Below are 18,497 nucleotides of genomic sequence, written 5' to 3' on the forward strand. Positions count from 1 at the left end.
GAGGTTATGCGTAAGGGTCATCCTGCCGCAAATAGTTCTGCACATAGTCCTTCACGCCTTCTTCCAGTGTGGTAAATGGCTTTTTATAACCCGCATCGCGCAGCTTTTTCATCTCGGCCTGCGTAAAGTACTGATATTTGCCCTGAAGATCTTGCGGCATATCAATATAAGTAATATTGGGTTCGCGATCCATGCTGGTCATCACATTGGTCGCTAGGTCTTTAAAGCTGCGTGCTTGCCCGGTGCCGATATTGTAAATCGCATTCGCCGCTGGTTTGTTTTTCAACGCAGCCTCAAGGAAAAATCCCATCACATCTGCGACGTCTTTCACATAGACAAAGTCACGCAGTTGCATGCCGTCTTCCACGTCCGCCTTGGTACCTTTAAACAAACGCATGGTGCCGGTTTCTTTAAACTGGTTAAAGGTGTGGTAAGCCACGCTGGCCATGCGTTCTTTATGGTATTCGTTCGGTCCATAGACATTGAAAAACTTGAATCCTGCCCATGCGGGAGGTGTGATCTGTTTTTGCGCGACTTGCTGCAACACCCACTGGTCAAAAAAGTGTTTCGAATAGCCATAGCCATTCAAGGGGCGCAGGTTTTCAATGCTGGCATCATCGTAGCCTTGCTCACCGCCGCCATAGGTCGCGGCAGAGCTGGCGTAAAAGAAGGGGACTTCATATTCCGCACACCAGGACCACAAGTCCTGCGAATAATGCATATTATCCGCCACCAGCTTGTTAAAGTCGCGCTCGGTGGTCGCGCTGATGGCACCCATATGAATCACCGCAGTGATGTCGTCGTTATCTTCCAGAAAGTCGAACAACTGGTCTTTGTCCAAGTATTCGGCGTAGTGCCTGTGCACCAGGTTTTGCCACTGGTTTTCATGTGTGATGCGGTCAACAATTATCAGGTCTTGCCGACCCAGTTTGTTGTTCAAATGCCAGGCCATGATAGAGCCAATCATGCCTGCACCACCGGTGATAATGATCATAGGGGAACGATAAAAACGTTAAAACGCGATTATAGCGCGTAATCGGCGAGGGCTGGCATAGGAATCGGTAGGCTTTGAATGTATCAATACTTCATGCATCTTCATCAATAGTGGTCACCATCAGCTGATGATGGAAGCTTTTGCGCGGGCAATGACACTGTATAAACCCGGGTCAATTCAGCCTTAATTGCCTTGCCCCAAAGGGCTATAGACAGGTTCCTATCATAAGCTTACAATCGCCGGGCAATTCTTATTATTAAATATAATTTATGGGGAGGGTGTTATGAAATTCTTGAAACAACGCAGTATCGCTCTATCAATCTTTGTTGCTTTATTTTCAACCAATACGTTTGCTGATACATTAGACTTCACAACGTTAGCACACGGCGCTCAAGGCTCCACTGTTCTGGTATTCCCGCAGGCTACCATCACATCTTTCGGCTCAGATATTTACGTTGGTGCGTCAGGCATAGACAGCGAAATCTGCGCTCTGACGGCAGGTTTTAACTGCCAGGCAGACTTGCAAGTTGACTTTACAGCAGCAGTGAATAATCTCTCGTTTGTGCTTGCCGGTTACGATAGTGGTGACCATCTGGATATTAACATTTTCAGTGGCGCTTCTTTACTCGGCACCATTGCACGTGAGTCAAACGGTTTGGTTGATTTAAGCGCCTATTCAAACATCACGAAACTGTATTTTGATGACTCCTCGACAGGCGCTGGCTTCAGCTATGATAAGTTCCAGTTTACTGTTGCAAACGTACCAGAGCCAGAAACCTACGGCATGCTGTTAGCCGGACTGGGATTGTTAGGCTTTGCCACTCGTCGCAAACAAGCCTGATCATTAAACTATCTGTCGGTAGTAAAAAAAGCGTAATTTAATTACGCTTTTTTTATGTCTACTTTATGTCCGAGAGCTATTTTTCAGCGCCCATCGCTAAAGCACGTTGCTTACTTGCTTGCGCCTCAGCTTCTGCTTGCACCTGATTGAAGTCATGACGCACCCAACCCTGCAAATGCTCCAGTGCAATATCGCGCATCGCTTCTATCCACACAGGTTCACTATTCAGTGCCGGAATATAGTGGTACTCGCCCCCGCCCACAGACTGGAATAAATGTTTGCCTTCCATGGCAATTTCTTCCAGGGTTTCCAGGCAGTCACTGCTAAAGCCGGGGCAGACGACGTCTATGCGTTTGAGTTGCTGTTTGCCCAAGGCGTCCAATGTGTTGGCGAGGTAGGGTTGCAGCCATTCCTGTCGGCCGAAGCGGGATTGGAAGGCGACTTCGTATTGTGCTTTGCTTAAGCCTAAAGCCTCTGCCAGCAAGCGAGCGGTTTTATGGCATTCGCAGTGGTAGGGGTCGCCTTTAAGCAGGTGAAATTTAGGCACGCCGTGAAAGCTCATGACCAGTTTCTCGGGTTTGCCGTGTAGTTTCCAGTAGGCCTGAATATGGCCGGCCAGCGCTTGAATATAGCGCGGATGGTCGTGGTAGTGCTTGATGGTGCGGATAGCAGGCACATTGCGCATTTTAAGTAGCACGCGCCACACGGCGTCTAACGCGGCGGCAGTGCTGCTGGCGGCATATTGTGGGTAGAGTGGGAACACTAGAATGCGGTCGCAGCCTTGTGCTTTCAATGATTCAATCGCGCTTTGCATGCTGGGGTTGCCGTAGGTCATGCCTAATTCGACGGCAAATGGCGCGTTGATTTTTTGTGACAGGTATCCTTGCAACAGTTTTTTTTGTTGCACGGCATAGACCATTAATGGTGAGCCGTCTTTGCGCCAGATGCTGGCGTATTTTTCGGCAGATTTTTTGGGCCTGACGATTAAAATAATGCCGTGTAGGATACACCACCAGATCAGGCGCGGGATTTCGACCACGCGTCTGTCCATCAGGAACTGTTGCAGGTAGGGACGTAATGCCTTGGCGGTTGGCGCTTCTGGTGTGCCTAGGTTGGCTAACAAGATTCCCACTTTTGGTTGGCTGCCGTGGGTGTAGGCAGGCTCTGGCTGGTAATAGGTCATAAAGGCATTTTAAGCGAATAAAAGCCTATGTGACGCTTGCCAGTGAAAAAAGTGCGGCAACCGCTAATACTCTGTCAGCGGTTGCTTGGGGCGCAGGGTGAGTTATTTTTTGTTGATCTGGTTACCGATCACGCCACCGATGGCGGCACCGCCAACCGTACCAATGGCGCTACCACCGGTTAACACAGCACCGCCGACTGCACCAATCCCTGCGCCTAAGGCTGTACTTTTACCGCGTGTGCTCATGGAGCCACAGGCCGTAGTGCTCAGGCACAATGCTAACAGTACAGACCAGATAAGTGATTTATGCAAAGATTTTTGATTTACGCTGTTCATTTTGATCTCTCCACAATAAGTAAATAGTGTGGTCAGTATATAAAAGTGGCCGTTTAGGTTGTAGCAGGTTAAAGCTGATAGTGATGTCAGAGTCTTCTGACAAATGTAAAGAAGCTGGCTACTGGTTTGATAAGGCATTCGATAGTAATTTGGCGGTCACATCAACAATCGGGATAATGCGCTCATAGGCCATGCGCGTCGGTCCAATGACGCCCAAGGTGCCCACAACTTGGCCATCCACTTCATACGGCGAGGTCACCAGACTGCATTCGTCCAGTGGCAGGTAGCCACTTTCACCGCCAATAAAAATCTGCACGCCATCTGCGCGCTGGCTATGATCGAGCAATTGCATGAGTGCGGTGCGGCGCTCAAAAATCTCAAATAGCTTGCGCAGGCTGCCAACGTTGGTGGATAACTCATCCACTTGCAGTAAATTGCGTTCCCCGGCAATGACCACGGTTTCTTGCTCTGAGGATTCAGGCTGGCTGGCGGCCTCGAGTGCGGCGGACATCAGGCGGTTAATATCCACCTGCATTTGCTGCAGTTCTTGTTTGAGCTTGGCTTGTACTTCTTCGAGCGAAAGCCCGCGGCAATAGCTGTTAAAGTAATTGCTGGCGGCGGTGAGCTCGCTGGCACTAAACGCTTTGTCGGTGAGCAAAATACGGTTTTGTACCTGGCCATCTTCAGTCACCAGAATCACCAAGATTTTCTTATCGTTTAAGTGCAGAAATTCCAGGTGCTTCAACACGTTACGTGTGCGTTTCGGGATCATCACCAAACCGGCAAATTGGGTGAGTTGCGACAGCATATCGGCGGCACTGTTGATCAGCGCTTGCTGGTTAGGCGAGGATAAGCCGCTTTTCAGTTGCGTCATGGCGCGCTGGTCCAGTGGTTGCACCGTCATCAGCGAATCGACAAACAGGCGGTAGCCTTTTTTGGTGGGCACCCTGCCAGCCGAAGTATGCGGACTGGTAATAAAGCCCAATTGTTCGAGGTCACTCATCACGTTGCGGATGGTCGCCGGGCTGACGTCGAGGCCTGAATGTTGAAGCAGGGTACGGGAGCCGATAGGCTGCCCCTCACTGATGTAATGTTCCACCAGCGTTTTTAGCAAAATTTGCGCGCGTTTATCCACTTTTAACCACCTTGTTGCCGTGTTTCAAATTTTGCACCATTTACGCTCAGGATAACAGCCCCTTGCGCTTTTCAGTTGTGGGCTTCTATGCTTTAATGCGGCCATGCAATCTACATTCCGTTCCGTCGCCATTGTTGGAAAATACATGGATGCCATCGCCTTGCAGCACATGCAAAGTGATTTGACCCGTTTGGCGCATCACCTGCTGTCTCAGGGCTTGCATGTTTGTATTGAAGAGCGCACGGCACAATTTGTGGATGATGAAGGTTTTGAACTGGCTAGCCTGGATGATATAGGCAGCAAGGCTGACCTGGTGGTTGTGATGGGCGGCGATGGCACCATGCTGAGTGTGGGTCGCGCCTTGCGTGATACCGGCGTGCCACTCATCGGTATTAATCGTGGCCGCCTCGGCTTTTTGACCGACTTGCAAACTGATCATATGCTGGTTGAGATTGATAAAATCCTGCAAGGAGAGTGTCAGCTGGAGTCTCGCATGCTGCTGCAATCAGTGGTGACACGTGCCGGGCAGGCCATAGAACACACCGTTGCGTTGAATGATGTGGTGATTAAAAGTGCTTTCCGTCTGATTGAGCTGGAAGTACATGTGGATGGACAGTTTGTCTCGCGTCAGCGGTCTGATGGCTTGATTCTCACCACCCCAACGGGCACCACGGCATATGGTTTGTCTGCGGGTGGCCCGATTATGCATCCGGATCTGGAAGCGATTTCGATTGTGCCTATCAGCCCGCATACGCTTAGTTACCGGCCGATTACCGTGCCGGCGTGTAGCGTGATTGAGGTCATTGTAGTGAATGCCGCCGATGCCCAAATCAGTTACGATGGGCAGGGGCAATATCCGCTGATGGTGGGAGATCATGTGCGCATTGAACGTGCGCCACAAGAAATTCAACTGGTACATCCCAAAGATTATTGTTATTTTGATATGTTGCGTAACAAATTAAACTGGGGCTAACCAGGCCCGTACAAAAAGCCCATGCTACAAGCCCTTTCTATCCGAGATTTTGTGATTGTTGATACGCTGGAACTAGAGTTCTCAGCGGGATATACCGCGCTCACCGGCGAGACCGGGGCAGGGAAATCAATTCTGATTGATGCTTTGTCTTTGAGCTTGGGCGCACGTAATGAAGGTGATGTGACGCGCAAAGGCTGCGAAAAGGCCGAAATTTCCACCACCTTCGATATCCGCAATAATCTGCCAGCGCGCGAGTGGCTGCAAGCGCAAGAAATCGATGTCGACGATGCCCTGATTTTACGCCGTGTCATTTATGCCGATGGCCGTAGCCGTGCGTTTATCAATGGTGCGTCGGCCACCGTTGGCCAATTGCGCGACATTGGCGAAACCCTGATTGATATCTATAGCCAGAATGCGCACCACTCCTTACTGAAAGTCGCTACCCAGCGCGAGATTCTGGATGCTTATGCGCAAGCAACGCCATTAGCCAAGCAAGTTGGCGCACTGTATAAAGAGTGGTCGCAGCTGCATCAGCAACAATTGGCGTATGAAAAAAATGCCAGCCAGTTTGCCGATGAGTTGGCCGTATTGCGCGATAGCACGCGTGAGCTCAAACAACTGGGGTTTGCCATTGAAGAATGGGCAGCTTTGCAGCAAGAGCATGCCCGGCTGAGCAATGGTGCCAGCCTGCTCAGTGGCATGGAAGCCAGTCTGCAGATGATGAGTGAAGGCGATGAAGTGAATGCGCTGGATTTACTGTCGCAAGCGCAAGCCAGACTGGCGGAGTTGCAGGCGATTGATATCGGTTTGCAGCCTATGCTAGAAACGCTCGATTCTGCCGTAGTGCAACTGGAAGAAGCCGGCCGTGCCTTGAATCGTTACTTGCAGAAAAGTGAACTGGATCCGGCGCGCCTGGCCGAAGTGGAGTCGCGCATACAGGCGATTCATGGTGCTGCGCGTAAATTCCGCGTTAAACCAGATGAGTTGCCAGATTTATTGGCCGCGCAATTGGGCCGCATGGCCGAGCTGGAAAGTTTTGCGGATGATGGTGCCTTGGCAAAACAGGTGCAATTCGCCTGGCAAAGCTATCAAGCGCAGGCTGCGCAGCTGTCATCTAGCAGGCAGCAAGCGGCGAACAAGCTGGCAAAAACCATTAGCGAACAAATGCAGGCTTTATCATTAAAAGGTGGCCAGTTTGCTGTTGCTTTAACCCCAGGAGAACCTGCGGCACATGGCCTGGAGCAGGTTGAATTTCTGGTCGCCGGTCATGCCGGGGTGGAGCCGCGTCCACTCAATAAGGTCGCTTCCGGTGGTGAGTTGTCGCGTATCAGCCTGGCCTTGCAGGTGACCACGGCCTCATTGGGCACTGTGCCTTGCATGATTTTTGATGAGGTCGATGTCGGTATCGGCGGCGGCGTGGCGGAGGTGGTTGGCAAACTGCTAAGTCAGTTGGGTCAGCACAGGCAGGTACTGGTGATTACCCATTTGGCGCAAGTGGCTGCGCAGGCGCAACAACATTGGCAAGTTAGCAAGTCCGTACAGCAGGGCACGACCTTGAGCAGGATTCGCACGCTGGATGCACATGAGCGTGTAGAAGAAGTTGCCCGCATGCTGGGCGGCTTACAGATCACCGAAACCACGCGCGATCATGCGCGGGAAATGTTACAGGCTAATCTGGCCTGATCGCTTCAATGCATAGTCGCACATGGTGTGTGGCTATAGCACTTGCAGATGTATTTGCAAGTCGCCTGTTTATTTCTACTGATGTTTATTTTCTCTCTCCTATGGCTTGGCGTTGATTGCTGTCTGGAATCGTGCTTTAATCTCTTCACCTATTGTTAAATTATATTAATTATTGTTTTCAATAGCGTCACTGCGATTCGCTGCTTTGTTCACATTAAATGCTGAGGAGATTCATATGTATAGATGGGTAGGATTAGTAGCTTGGGCCTGGGTGATTGTTATTGGTGGGTTGATGATTACACCGGGCGGGGTGCACTGCATCGTCTGTGGTGACAAGGGCAATCTGTTCATGGGCGTGATTTCGATTGTGCTTGGGGCAGTCGCCATAGTCACCAATAAAGTGTTCGCCAGATAAATAGCGATTGTTAACAGCGCGGCCTGACATGTCAGGCCGTTTTTTTTGATCTATTGCGCTTCTTGGTATTGTTTCAGCACCTGCCATTGCGCCAGTTTCTCCTCAAACCGTAATCTCGCATTGGCAGGGCTGGTTGAGGGCAGCAGCACAGTATTGATTGCGCGTGCAAGACGAATGTGTTTTTTGAACAATTGTGCAGCAGCTTGGCCATTACAGGCAATCAGCGCGATGTGTGGACAGGTCTTTAATAGTCCGTTGATGTCGTTGGCAATAATGCTGTGCCCCTGAATGCTACTGTCCAGGCTGCCTGCGCGTTGTGCTGCGTGACATACGTCCCAAATCGCTAGTCCATGATCTTGTGCGGATTGGCAGCGCGTGTGGTAAGGCGCATCTGCCGGGATATCGAATAGTCGCTCCAATATGCGCCAGAAAGCATTTTGCGGATGTGCGTAATATTGTTGCTGTTTGAGTGACGCGATGCCAGGCAGGGTGCCCAGAATCAGAATACGCGCATCGGGGCTAGCGACAGGCGCAAATCCGGTAGCGTAATGTGCTGGTGTAGGGGGGAGTTCAGGCAAGCAGAGGTGCCATGGGCCAATGCTCGCCGAAGAGCATCAACCCATGATAGTGGTGATTATTCAGTGCAAGGTTGTTTTTTGCACAGTCCATAAATGGTCAGTGAGTGGTCTTGCATGCTGAAGCCATACTGCTCTGCTGCTGCTTTTTGTCTTTTTTCGATTTCTTCGTCGTAAAACTCTTCAACGCGGCCACATTTCACGCAAACAATATGGTCGTGATGGCTGCCTTCATTCATTTCAAACACGGCTTTGCCGCTTTCAAAGTGGTGGCGTACCAGCAGCCCCGCTTGCTCAAACTGGGTCAAAACGCGATAAACCGTTGCCAGGCCCACGTCTTCACCATTGGTAATCATGATTTTGTAAATGTCCTCGGCAGACAGGTGGCGCTGCTCGCTATTTTCAAACAGCTCCAGAATTTTCAGACGCGGTAGCGTCGCTTTGAGGCCTGCATTTTTAAGTTCTTTGGGATCATGCATAGGTTTTGTCCATTGGTGTTGTCTGTCGTTAAGTTTTGTCACGCCTTAAGTCGCCTGCCATACTTGATTGGCGAAACTACGTGGTATATTAATGATTATTCTCAATAATACCGATTATAAAGTGAATCCAATGCGTAATTCTATCTTATTTGTGTTGGCTGTCGCATCTCTGGAGAGTGGGTGCGGTGCCAAACTTCCTTCAGTCAAGCCATTCAAGATGGAAGTGCAGCAAGGTAATGTTGTCACTTCCAAAATGCTATTGCAACTGCGTCCAGGCATGACACGTTCGCAAGTGCGCTACATTATGGGGACTCCGCTGATTGTAGATAGTTTCCGTGATAACCGCTGGGATTATTTTTATGAGCTGCGTAAACAGGGCACCGTCGTTGAGAAACGCAGAGTGATTCTCGATTTTGACAAGGATAGTCTGGTTTCTGTGCGTGGCGACGTGATTCCGTCTGCAGAAAATCCTGATATTAAAACCATTGCAGAGTTGCCCCAGAAAAAAGTGGAAGCAGAAAAAGAGCAGGGTTGGACCGATAAGCTGAAGTTCTGGAAAGCCGAAGAAGGTGCTGCGGCTGAAAAAGCGGCAGAAGCGACCGCGACCGATGCGGCCAAAGTGCAGGCAGCCGCCAGCAGTGCCCCTGCTGTTCAAGCGACGGCAGAAAAAGCTGTCACAGAAGAAGAGATTGTGCCGCATATTCCTGAAGGGGAGTATCAAGCTAAGGCTGCTGCAAATGATCAAGAAATGGCGGCGAAAATTGCGGATACTGTAGAGCCTCCACCCGTATTTAAAGAGGCCCCTGTTGTCGCGCCAACGGCAGCTGCGGCTCCCGAACCTGTGTTGCCACCGCCAGTGAAGGCAGGCTCTGTGGCCGCTAAGAGTGTGGTGGCGCCCGTGGCTGCCGCCGCTACTGTAGCCGCTGCTGCTGTGAAACCTGCGGAGTCTAAACAAGCCCAGGTTGCCAAGTCAACTGCAGTGGCTGCTGTTGAAGATGATGAAGTGATTCCCTATATTCCTGAAGGGGAGTATGTGGCGCCAGTAGTGCCAACCGAGCAGGAAATGGTCAAAGGCAATATGGCTGAAGCCAATGCGCCAGCGACAGACGCTGAAGCCCATCAGGTGACTGAGAAGGGGGTTGCACCTAAGGCTGAGCATGCGGCTGAACCGTCACCGACGTTTGTGGCCGAGCAACTGCCAGAGCCCGAACCTGAGCCGGAACTGCCACCACCGCCGCCAGCGAAATCTATCGTGAAGGAAGTGGCACCTGTTGTTCCGCCTACAGCTACTCTGGCGGCTAAAGCACCGCAAGCAGCGGCCAAAGCCGTTGAGCCTGCACCCGTGGTCGCGCAGGAAGTGCCTGCTGGTGATGATGAAATTAATCAGGCGGTGGCTGCCTGGGCGCAAGCCTGGCGTAGCAAGGATATTAAAAACTATCTGGCTGCCTACGCGCCTGACTTTGTGCCAGAAGGCTTACCATCCAAAAAAGCCTGGGAAGCGCAACGTAAGCAGCGTTTGTCGGCTGGTCAGGGGGCGATCACCCTGGTATTGAATAATATTCAAGTGCAACGTGAAGGCACGGCTGCGATTGCTACTGTGCATTTTGAGCAGAAGTATGCGGCTAAATCTTATAAGGATGAGCTGACGAAAACCTTGGAAATGCGTTATGACTCATCACTGAAGCGCTGGTTGATCACGCGTGAGCGTGTCACGCCTTTGGCTGGTGCAGCCGCCGTGCCTGTGGCGGATCTACCGAAAGTGAGCGCCTCTGAGCCAGTGGTGGTGGCAGAAGCATCCGTGGCGCCAACTGCGACAGTAGATAGCGGCGTTGAGTCAGCGGTGCAGGCATGGGCGCAAGCTTGGCGTAGCAAGAATACGAATGCCTATTTTGCGGCCTATTCTCCTGCTTTTGTGCCAGAGGGTTTGCCTAATCGTGCCGCCTGGGAGGCGCAGCGTAAAAAACGCCTGTCCCCGCAGCAGGGTAAAATCAGCCTGGATATCAGCAACCTCAATGTTTCCCGTACAGGAGACGCGGCGGTGGTGACATTCACGCAAAAATACGCCGCAAAATCCTACCGTGACGAGATGTCTAAACGTTTGGAGTTGCAACTGGATGCGGCTACCCAGCGTTGGTTGATTATGCGTGAAACGGCTGCTTCTGGTGCTGAAGCGGCATCTGGTAGTCAGCAAGTGACTGCACCTGAAGGTAGCGCTGAGCATCTAGACGGTGTATTGGAACAAATCGGGTTTTAACCCATTATTAAATAAAGAATGATTGAGCGAGTGATGTTGAAAGTTGTGATTGCAGGTGTGTCTGGTCGTATGGGGCATGCTTTATTAGAGGGTGTTTTTTCTGACAGTGGTTTGCAACTGCATGCTGCATTAGATCGTGCTGAGAGCGCTATGATAGGGCGCGATGCGGGTGAGCAGTTCGGCAAGCAGACCGGTGTCAGAATTACCTCGGATATTGCTGCGGCCTTACAGGGTGCAGATGTGCTGGTGGATTTCACCCGCCCTGAGGCTAGCATGCAATATTTGCAAGCCTGCCAGCAAGCGAATGTGAAATTAGTCATTGGCACCACCGGCTTTAATGAGACCGAAAAAGCCAGTATTGAGGCAGCTGCCAAAAACGTTGGCGTAGTGTTTGCGCCTAATATGAGTGTTGGTGTGACCTTGTTGATTAACCTGGTTGAGCAAGCGGCACGCGTGCTCAATGAAGGCTACGATATTGAAGTGGTGGAAATGCATCACCGCCACAAGGTGGATGCGCCTTCTGGTACTGCGCTGCGTTTGGGTGAAGCTGCAGCCAAAGGCATTGATAAAGCCTTAAAGGATTGCGCAGTATATGCACGTGAAGGCGTGACAGGTGAGCGCGAGGCAGGCACGATTGGCTTTGCGACCTTGCGCGGTGGCGATGTGGTCGGTGATCACACCGTGGTGTTGGCAGGCGTGGGTGAGCGTGTCGAGTTAACACACAAAGCATCTAGCCGTGCTACCTTTGCCCAGGGTGCATTACGTGCGGCCAAGTTTCTGGCCGATAAACCACAGGGTTTGTTTGATATGCGCGATGTGCTGGGGTTTGATAAAAGCTGATTTTTAGCAGGCACCTAAGGCCTGCCTGGTTTGAGTCACCAAAGCAGTATTGCCTGCGAGTTGCCCTTGAGTGGGCAGTCGATTTGCGCTATAATGCTTTAATTCTGAACGGGAAGAGTCCAACAAGCTTTTCCCGTTTTGCACATCTATTCACCGCAGCTTGAACCCGGTTTCTGGCGATGCGATGAACCCTCTAAAAGATGTGTTTCGTATCAAACTTAAGGAGCTAAAGGTGTCAAAAACAATTCCAGCGATTTTAGTGTTAGCAGATGGAACTGTTTTTAAGGGCATTAGCATTGGCGCTTCCGGTCATACGGTCGGTGAGGTGGTGTTTAACACTTCCATCACCGGTTATCAGGAAATTCTTACCGATCCTTCCTATACCGAACAAATTGTGACACTGACTTATCCGCACATTGGTAACTACGGTACCAATAGTGAAGATGTCGAGTCAGGCAAGGTCTATGCTGCGGGTCTGATTATTCGTGACTTGCCCTTATTGGAAAGCAATTTCCGCAGTGAACAAAATCTCTCTGATTATCTCAAGGCCAACAATGTGGTGGCACTTGCTGATATCGATACCCGCAAACTGACCCGTATTCTGCGTGAAAAAGGCGCTCAGGCTGGCTGTATTATGGCTGGTGAGTCTGTCGATGAAGCGCAGGCACTGGCATTGGCGAATGGCTTCCCTGGCCTGGCTGGCATGGACCTGGCCAAAGTGGTGAGCTGTACCCAGCCTTACGAGTTTACTGAGGCCGAGTGGCAATTAGGCTCAGGCTTCAGCAAAAAGGCTGAGTCACAATTCCACGTGGTCGCGTTTGACTACGGTGTGAAACGCAACATTCTGCGCATGCTGGTCTCGCGTGGCTGTAAGGTCACGGTGTTGCCAGCACAGGCGACAGCAGAGCAAGCCTTAGCTTATCAGCCTGATGGTATTTTCCTGTCTAACGGCCCCGGCGACCCGGAGCCATGTGATTACGCGATTAGCGCGATTAAAACACTGGTTGATACTGGTATCCCAACGTTTGGTATTTGCCTGGGTCACCAATTGCTGGCCCTTGCCAGCGGTGCCAAAACATTGAAGATGAAATTTGGTCACCACGGCGCTAACCATCCGGTACAGGATGTTGAAAGCAAGCGCGTGTATATCACCAGCCAGAACCATGGTTTTGCCGCCGATCCTGCGACCTTGCCAGCCAATGTCAAAGTGACACACGTGTCTTTGTTTGATGGCAGTCTGCAAGGCATTGCGCGTACGGACAAACCAGCATTCAGCTTCCAGGGTCACCCTGAAGCCAGCCCGGGTCCGCAAGAAATGAGCGTGTTGTTTGACCGCTTTATCCAGTTAATGCAAGAAAGAAAGTCCATCTAATGGCAAAAAGAACTGACATTAAAAGTATTCTGATTATCGGTGCCGGTCCCATTGTCATTGGGCAGGCCTGTGAGTTCGACTATTCAGGTGCGCAAGCCTGTAAGGCTTTGCGTGAAGAAGGTTACCGCGTTATTTTGGTGAACTCTAACCCGGCGACCATCATGACCGACCCGGAAATGGCGGATGCGACCTACATCGAGCCAATTACCTGGCAGATGGTGGAGAAGATCATTGAAAAAGAACGTCCGGATGCATTGCTGCCTACCATGGGCGGCCAGACTGCGCTCAACTGTGCGCTGGATCTGGACAAGCACGGCGTATTGCAGAAGTTCAATGTCGAGCTGATTGGCGCATCTAAAGAAGCGATTGATAAAGCCGAAGATCGCCAGAAATTTAAAGAAGCCATGACCAAAATTGGCCTGGGTTCTGCACGCTCTGCGATTGCGCATAGCCTGGAAGAGGCACTGCAAGTACAGGCAACGATTGGTTATCCTGCGATTATCCGTCCTTCATTCACCATGGGTGGCAGTGGCGGCGGGATTGCTTATAACCGCGAAGAGTTTATCGCCATTTGCGAACGCGGCCTGGATGCCTCACCTACCAACGAATTGCTGATTGAAGAGTCACTGCTGGGTTGGAAAGAATACGAGATGGAAGTGGTGCGCGACAAAGCGGACAACTGCATCATCATCTGTTCGATTGAAAACCTGGACCCGATGGGTGTGCATACTGGCGACAGTATCACGGTGGCGCCAGCACAAACGCTGAGCGACAAAGAATACCAGATCATGCGTAACGCCTCATTGGCGGTGCTGCGTGAAATTGGCGTCGATACTGGCGGTTCTAACGTGCAGTTTGCCATCAACCCTGATGATGGCCGCATGATCGTGATTGAGATGAACCCGCGTGTGTCGCGCTCATCTGCGCTGGCTTCCAAAGCCACCGGTTTCCCGATTGCCAAAGTGGCAGCCAAGCTGGCCGTAGGTTTTACCCTGGATGAATTGCGTAATGAAATTACGGGTGGCCAGACGCCAGCTTCGTTTGAGCCGTCGATTGACTACGTGGTGACCAAAGTGCCACGTTTCGCGTTCGAGAAATTCCCGCAAGCTGACAGCCGTTTAACTACGCAGATGAAGTCTGTGGGTGAAGTGATGGCGATGGGCCGTAGCTTCCAGGAATCTTTCCAGAAAGCCTTGCGTGGCCTGGAAGTGGGCGTCGATGGCCTGGATTCTGTCACCGATGACAAAGACCGTATCGTGAAGGAAATGGGTGAGCCTGGCCCTGAGCGTATATGGTATGTGGCAGATGCTTTCCGCCTGGGCATGAGTGTTGCCGAGATTTTCGACATCACCAAAATCGACCGCTGGTTCCTGGTACAGATTGAAGAAATCATCAAGCTGGAACTGTCGCTGTCGGTGAAGTCATTGGCAGATTTGAACAAGGAAACGCTGTTCAGCCTGAAGCGTAAAGGCTTCTCTGACCGCCGCTTGGCTAAATTGCTGAACACGGATCAGCACGCGGTGCGTGCGTTCCGCCAGGCACTGAATGTGCGTCCAGTGTACAAACGCGTGGATACCTGTGCGGCAGAGTTCGCCACCAACACAGCGTATATGTATTCCACTTATGAAGAAGAGTGCGAATCACAGCCAACCAATAACAAAAAGATCATGGTATTGGGCGGTGGTCCTAACCGTATTGGCCAGGGTATTGAGTTTGACTATTGCTGTGTACACGCGGCTTTCGCCATGCGCGAAGATGGTTATGAAACCATTATGGTGAACTGTAACCCGGAGACAGTTTCTACTGATTACGATACGTCTGACCGCTTGTACTTCGAGCCAGTGACCCTGGAAGATGTACTCGAGATCGTCAATATCGAAAAACCGGTCGGTGTGATTGTGCAATACGGTGGTCAAACGCCATTGAAATTGGCACGTGACCTGGAAAAAGCCGGTGTGCCTATCATCGGTACCACGCCAGACGCGATTGACCGTGCGGAAGACCGTGAGCGGTTCCAGCAAATGTTGCATAAACTCAACCTGAAGCAGCCACCTAACCGTACTGCGCGTGCGCCAGAAGAGGCGATTCGCCTGGCGACGGAGATTGGTTACCCATTGGTGGTGCGTCCTTCTTACGTATTGGGCGGTCGTGCCATGGAAATCGTGCATGAGCAAAGCCAGCTCGAGCGCTATATGCGTGAGGCGGTAAAAGTCTCTAACGAATCTCCGGTATTGCTGGATCGTTTCCTCAATGACGCGATTGAAGTCGACGTTGATGCGTTGAGCGACGGCGAAGACGTGTTGATCGGCGGTATCATGCAGCACGTGGAACAAGCCGGTGTACACTCTGGTGACTCTGCCTGTTCATTGCCCCCTTATAGCCTGAGCGACAGCCTGCAGGATGAGCTGCGCAAACAAACCGTACAAATGGCCAAAGCCTTGGGCGTTAAAGGCCTGATGAACGTGCAGTTTGCCGTGCAAAATACCGAACAAGGTGAAGTGGTTTACGTGCTGGAAGTCAACCCGCGTGCATCGCGTACAGTACCGTTCGTATCCAAAGCCTGTGGCTTGCAACTGGCGAAGATTGCCGCGCGTTGTATGGCGGGTCAATCACTGAAATCACAAGGTGTCACCAAAGAAGTCGTGCCACCTTATTACTCAGTGAAAGAAGCCGTGTTCCCCTTCATCAAGTTCCCGGGTGTCGATACTATTCTGGGGCCGGAAATGAAGTCGACTGGCGAAGTCATGGGCGTAGGCACGACGTTTGCTGAAGCATTTGTGAAGTCGCAACTGGGTGCTTCTGTGAAAATGCCTACTGGCGGCAAGGCGTTTATCAGTGTGCGCAACGAAGACCACGCAAAAGTGATCGACATTGCCAAAGATCTGGTCAAACTTGGCTTTACCCTGGTGGCGACTAAAGGCACCGCACGTGCCTTGTCACAGCAAGGTCTGGACGTGTCTCCTGTGAACAAAGTGGCCGAAGGTCGCCCGCATATTGTCGACATGATCAAGAACGATGAGATCAGTTTGATTGTCAATGTGACTGAGGACAAGAAAGCCATTACGGATTCTTACGAGATTCGTCGCAGCGCGCTGCAAAACAAGGTCACGTATTACACGACCCTGGCTGGTGCACGCGCCGCTTGTATCGGCATGGCGCAAAGCAAGGACATGAATGTCTACTCAGTGCAGGACTTGCACAAACGCCTGGCTTAACTTACACTTAAGTTCAATTGCATAGACGTAATTGATATTTGAAATAAGCCACGCTCTTTCGGGTGTGGTTTATTTTTTTTATACTTATTTTTTGAAGGTATTTCAACATGGCAGTACATCAAATTCCTGTGACCGTGCTTGGTGCAGAATTGCTCAAAGAAGAATTACAACGTTTGCGTGCGGTAGATCGCCCTAATATCATTCAGGCGATTGCTGAAGCGCGTGCACAGGGTGACTTGTCTGAGAATGCTGAATACGAATCTGCCAAAGAGCGTCAAAGCTTTATCGAAGGCCGTATCTCCGAGCTGGAAGCCAAGTTGTCTAACTTGCAAGTGATTGATCCAACCATGTTGAACGCGGAAGGCCGCGTAGTGTTTGGTGCCACTGTGCGTTTTGAAGATCTGGATTCTGGCGATGCCAAAACCTACCAGATCGTTGGTGAAGACGAAGCGGATATTAAAAACGGCAAGATTTCTGTCAGCTCACCGATTGCGCGTGGCCTGATTGGCAAGTCTGAAGGCGAAGTGGTTGAAGTACAATCACCAGGCGGCGTCAAAGAGTACGAAATTATTGAAGTACTCTATATTTAGGAGTGCACGGCCATGGCCAAACAAGCAGGACTCACAGGTTGGATGAATCCGCTGTTATTGACAGCGTGGGTGGGCGCATTATGGATGACGGCCATCACCGCCAGTGTCTTGTTCCAAACCATTCCAGATCGTCAATTGGCAGGCCTGGTGGCTGGAAAACTGTTTAGCATTGTCAGCTATATTGGTTTGGCGAGTGGCTTATGGTTACTGATACAGCGCCTGGCGAATGATGGCTTCTCTGCGTTCAAGCAAGGCTTGTTCTGGGTGGTGTTCCTGATGTGGGTACTGGTGCTGATTGGTGAATTCGGCATTCAGCCGCTGCTGGCGCAATTGAAGGCAAGCGCTTTGCCGAATGATGTGATGCAAAGTGTATTTGCCAGCCGTTTTAAAACCTGGCACGGCATTGCTAGCATTGCTTACTTGGTGGAATGTTTGCTAGGTGTCTGGCTGGTGATTAAATCCAGCTAGAGGCAAATAAAAAACGCGCTTTCAGTAGCGCGTTTTTTTATTGATGACCTTTTAGAGCCGTGATTTTATATCTGTCATTCTACAGCTTTGGAATCACGATCTTGGCCGAGGCTTTCACCGTTTCGCTGGCACGGTAAAACACCAGCTGTTTGCCAATGTGGTGCACGGCAATCGCATTGGTTTTATCCGCGATATCAGTCAGCAATGATTTGCGTAATTCGCGATCATCACCGGCCACTTGCACTTTAATCAGTTCGTGGGCATTGAGGCTGACATCAATTTCTTTTAACACGGCATCAGTGAGGCCATTGTTGCCTAACATGACCACCGGGTTTAAATTGTGCGCCAGGCCACGTAAGTAAGCGATTTGTTTGCTGTTTAATTGCATGCAAAAATTTCCTTGAAAACAATCAGTATTTTAGCATGAAGCAGGAATTCCCCCTATGAAACCCTCTAAAACCAGTAAAGCCTGGATGCAGGAACACTTGAACGACGAGTTCGTGAAACGCGCGCAAAAAGACGGCTATCGTGCACGCGCTGCCTATAAATTGCTGGAAATCGACGACAAGGACAAATTGATCAAACCAGGTATGACGGTGGTAGACCTCGGTTCTACGCCAGGTAGCTGGTCACAGGTGGCGGTGCAGCGCATTAAAGGCCAGGGACGCGTGATTGCGCTGGATATTCTGGAAATGCATCCGATTCCTGGCGTGGAGTTTATTTGTGGCGATTTTCGTGAACAAGAGGTACTGCAGCAGTTGGAAGCTTCACTCAATGGCAAACCTGTCGATTTGGTCATTGCTGATATGGCGCCGAATATGAGTGGTTTGAAAGATGTTGATCAGGCGGGCGCGACCTACCTGACTGAACTGGCGCTGGATTTTTGTCAACAATGGCTGAAACCAGGCGGCAATATTCTGGTCAAAGTATTTATTGGCAGCGGATTTGACGAAATTGTGAAACAAATGCGGGGTCAATTTGAAAAAGTAGTGACACGTAAACCCAAAGCCTCACGTGACCGCAGCAGTGAAGTTTATTTGCTGGGCTTGCAACGTAAAGCTTGAATTGCAATGCTTTTTAGCGTTTAGTTTTCGTCGCATAAGCAAAAAATTGGGTATACAATGCCATTAAAGGCTTGAAAAGT

18 protein-coding genes are annotated in these 18,497 nt (G+C 50.7%); 11 read left to right on the forward strand and 7 right to left on the reverse strand.

Going from position 1 to position 18,497, the window contains the following annotated elements:
• Window positions 1-4: 4 nt before the first annotated feature.
• Window positions 5-994 carry an ADP-glyceromanno-heptose 6-epimerase gene (rfaD, locus tag GQ52_RS09945; RefSeq protein WP_047517312.1) on the reverse strand — a complete coding sequence of 330 codons (990 nt, stop codon included), beginning with the start codon at window positions 992-994 and terminating at the stop codon, window positions 5-7.
• A 283-nt stretch (window positions 995-1,277) separates the two neighbouring features.
• On the opposite strand from rfaD, the gene GQ52_RS09950 reads away from it, so the two are divergent.
• The gene (locus GQ52_RS09950) at window positions 1,278-1,835 is read left to right on the forward strand and encodes a PEP-CTERM sorting domain-containing protein (RefSeq protein WP_047517314.1); all 558 of its coding nucleotides are present in this window, start codon (window positions 1,278-1,280) and stop codon (window positions 1,833-1,835) included.
• 76 nt (window positions 1,836-1,911) lie between these two features.
• On the opposite strand, the gene hemH is transcribed toward GQ52_RS09950, so the two are convergent.
• The 3 genes from hemH to hrcA all read right to left on the reverse strand — a co-directional run bounded on the left by hemH (window position 1,912) and on the right by hrcA (window position 4,489).
• Window positions 1,912-3,018: a ferrochelatase gene (hemH, locus tag GQ52_RS09955; protein WP_047517317.1), complete on the reverse strand. Its 1,107-nt coding sequence runs from the start codon at window positions 3,016-3,018 to the stop codon at window positions 1,912-1,914.
• A gap of 102 nt (window positions 3,019-3,120) precedes the next feature.
• Window positions 3,121-3,354, reverse strand: a complete 234-nt coding sequence (locus GQ52_RS09960; RefSeq protein ID WP_019882785.1) for a glycine zipper 2TM domain-containing protein — start codon at window positions 3,352-3,354, stop codon at window positions 3,121-3,123.
• Window positions 3,355-3,472: 118 nt separating this feature from the next.
• Entirely contained in the window at window positions 3,473-4,489 is a 1,017-nt protein-coding gene (hrcA, locus tag GQ52_RS09965) for a heat-inducible transcriptional repressor HrcA (RefSeq protein ID WP_019882784.1), read from the reverse strand.
• A gap of 103 nt (window positions 4,490-4,592) precedes the next feature.
• On the opposite strand from hrcA, the gene GQ52_RS09970 reads away from it, so the two are divergent.
• The 3 genes from GQ52_RS09970 (at window position 4,593) to GQ52_RS09980 (ending at window position 7,560) form a co-directional block, all read left to right on the forward strand.
• On the forward strand, window positions 4,593-5,462 hold the full coding sequence (locus GQ52_RS09970; protein WP_024929144.1) for an NAD(+) kinase: 870 nt from the start codon (window positions 4,593-4,595) through the stop codon (window positions 5,460-5,462).
• Between the two features lie 21 nt (window positions 5,463-5,483).
• Window positions 5,484-7,145 carry a DNA repair protein RecN gene (recN, locus tag GQ52_RS09975; RefSeq protein WP_047517320.1) on the forward strand — a complete coding sequence of 554 codons (1,662 nt, stop codon included), beginning with the start codon at window positions 5,484-5,486 and terminating at the stop codon, window positions 7,143-7,145.
• Window positions 7,146-7,380: 235 nt separating this feature from the next.
• On the forward strand, window positions 7,381-7,560 hold the full coding sequence (locus GQ52_RS09980) for a hypothetical protein (protein WP_019882781.1): 180 nt from the start codon (window positions 7,381-7,383) through the stop codon (window positions 7,558-7,560).
• Between the two features lie 50 nt (window positions 7,561-7,610).
• On the opposite strand, the gene GQ52_RS09985 is transcribed toward GQ52_RS09980, so the two are convergent.
• Together GQ52_RS09985 and fur are read right to left on the reverse strand one after the other, a co-directional pair.
• Window positions 7,611-8,138 carry a DNA-deoxyinosine glycosylase gene (locus GQ52_RS09985; RefSeq protein WP_047517323.1) on the reverse strand — a complete coding sequence of 176 codons (528 nt, stop codon included), beginning with the start codon at window positions 8,136-8,138 and terminating at the stop codon, window positions 7,611-7,613.
• 56 nt (window positions 8,139-8,194) lie between these two features.
• Window positions 8,195-8,614, reverse strand: coding sequence for a ferric iron uptake transcriptional regulator (fur, locus tag GQ52_RS09990; RefSeq protein WP_019882779.1), 420 nt, complete (start codon window positions 8,612-8,614; stop codon window positions 8,195-8,197).
• Window positions 8,615-8,744: 130 nt separating this feature from the next.
• Here fur and bamE point away from each other — a divergent pair, with 130 nt between their 5' ends.
• From bamE to GQ52_RS10020, 6 genes are all read left to right on the forward strand, one after another.
• Complete coding sequence (gene bamE, locus GQ52_RS09995; RefSeq protein ID WP_235273129.1) at window positions 8,745-10,868, forward strand: outer membrane protein assembly factor BamE; 2,124 nt, start codon at window positions 8,745-8,747, stop codon at window positions 10,866-10,868.
• 33 nt (window positions 10,869-10,901) lie between these two features.
• Window positions 10,902-11,708 (forward strand): 4-hydroxy-tetrahydrodipicolinate reductase, encoded by an 807-nt coding sequence (dapB, locus tag GQ52_RS10000; RefSeq protein WP_047517329.1) that lies wholly within the window; start codon window positions 10,902-10,904, stop codon window positions 11,706-11,708.
• A 232-nt stretch (window positions 11,709-11,940) separates the two neighbouring features.
• Window positions 11,941-13,080, forward strand: a complete 1,140-nt coding sequence (gene carA, locus GQ52_RS10005) for a glutamine-hydrolyzing carbamoyl-phosphate synthase small subunit (protein ID WP_047518687.1) — start codon at window positions 11,941-11,943, stop codon at window positions 13,078-13,080.
• Window positions 13,080-16,295, forward strand: a complete 3,216-nt coding sequence (gene carB / locus GQ52_RS10010) for a carbamoyl-phosphate synthase large subunit (RefSeq protein WP_047517332.1) — start codon at window positions 13,080-13,082, stop codon at window positions 16,293-16,295. The genes carA and carB overlap by 1 nt, the downstream gene beginning before the upstream one ends.
• 107 nt (window positions 16,296-16,402) lie before the next feature.
• Window positions 16,403-16,885, forward strand: a complete 483-nt coding sequence (gene greA, locus GQ52_RS10015; protein ID WP_019882774.1) for a transcription elongation factor GreA — start codon at window positions 16,403-16,405, stop codon at window positions 16,883-16,885.
• A 12-nt stretch (window positions 16,886-16,897) separates the two neighbouring features.
• The gene (locus GQ52_RS10020) at window positions 16,898-17,353 is read left to right on the forward strand and encodes a DUF4149 domain-containing protein (protein ID WP_024929137.1); all 456 of its coding nucleotides are present in this window, start codon (window positions 16,898-16,900) and stop codon (window positions 17,351-17,353) included.
• A 79-nt stretch (window positions 17,354-17,432) separates the two neighbouring features.
• Here GQ52_RS10020 and yhbY read toward each other — a convergent pair whose 3' ends face one another.
• Entirely contained in the window at window positions 17,433-17,741 is a 309-nt protein-coding gene (gene yhbY, locus GQ52_RS10025) for a ribosome assembly RNA-binding protein YhbY (RefSeq protein ID WP_019882771.1), read from the reverse strand.
• A gap of 55 nt (window positions 17,742-17,796) precedes the next feature.
• Here yhbY and rlmE point away from each other — a divergent pair, with 55 nt between their 5' ends.
• A complete protein-coding gene (gene rlmE, locus GQ52_RS10030) occupies window positions 17,797-18,417 on the forward strand; it encodes a 23S rRNA (uridine(2552)-2'-O)-methyltransferase RlmE (protein ID WP_019882769.1) in 621 nt (206 codons plus the stop codon).
• The last annotated feature ends 80 nt before the right edge of the window (window positions 18,418-18,497 follow it).

The organism is Methylophilus sp. Q8 (assembly GCF_000800115.1).
Taxonomy (GTDB): domain Bacteria; phylum Pseudomonadota; class Gammaproteobacteria; order Burkholderiales; family Methylophilaceae; genus Methylophilus.